The sequence below is a fragment of the Streptomyces albus subsp. albus genome (assembly GCF_000725885.1).
GTDB classification, from domain to species: domain Bacteria; phylum Actinomycetota; class Actinomycetes; order Streptomycetales; family Streptomycetaceae; genus Streptomyces; species Streptomyces albus.
This window is the reverse complement of record NZ_JODR01000078.1, coordinates 1-677: the sequence shown is the minus strand read 5'-3', so window position 1 is coordinate 677 and position 677 is coordinate 1. Positions and strand designations below refer to the sequence as shown.

Genomic DNA, 677 nt, shown 5'->3' with positions numbered 1-677 from the left:
CGACAAGATCGCGGTGATGTATGCGGGGCGGATCGTGGAGACGGCTCCGGTCAAGGAGTTGTACCGCGCCCCGGCGCATCCGTACACCAAGGGCCTGCTCGACTCCATCCCCCGCCTCGACCGCAAGGGCAAGGAGCTCTACGCGATCAAGGGCCTGCCGCCCAACATGGCCAAGGCACCCGACGGCTGTGCCTTCCACCCGCGCTGCCCCGTCGCGCGGGACGTCTGCCGGACCGAGCTGCCGGTGCTCGCCGAGGTCGGCGAGGGCCGCGGCAGCGCGTGCCACTTCTGGAAGGAGACCATCGATGGCTGAGCAGTCCGCGCAGCGTGAGCCCATCCTGGAGGTGCGGGACCTGGTCAAGCACTTCCCGCTGAGCCAGGGCATCCTCTTCAAGCGCCAGGTCGGTGCGGTCAAGGCCGTGGACGGCATCTCCTTCGATCTGTACCCGGGCGAGACGCTGGGCATCGTCGGCGAGTCCGGCTGCGGCAAGTCGACGGTCGCCAAGCTGCTGATGAACCTGGAGCAGCCCACCTCCGGCACCATCCGCTACAAGGGCGAGGACATCACCAAGCTGTCCGGCCGGGCGTTGAAGGCGGTGCGGCGGAACATTCAGATGGTGTTCCAGGATCCGTACACGTCGTTGAATCCGCGGATGACGGTGGGCGACATCATCGGG

The 677-nt window shown here is 67.4% G+C and carries 2 protein-coding genes; both read left to right on the top strand.

Annotated features, from left to right (window positions below; all coding sequences use genetic code 11):
* Positions 1-313, top strand: a 313-nt coding sequence (locus tag IO40_RS0132805) for an oligopeptide/dipeptide ABC transporter ATP-binding protein (protein WP_031176685.1), incomplete at its 5' end; no start/stop codon positions are given.
* On the top strand, positions 306-677 hold a 372-nt coding region (locus IO40_RS0132800), incomplete at its 3' end, for an ATP-binding cassette domain-containing protein (RefSeq protein ID WP_030409868.1). The genes IO40_RS0132805 and IO40_RS0132800, both read left to right, overlap by 8 nt.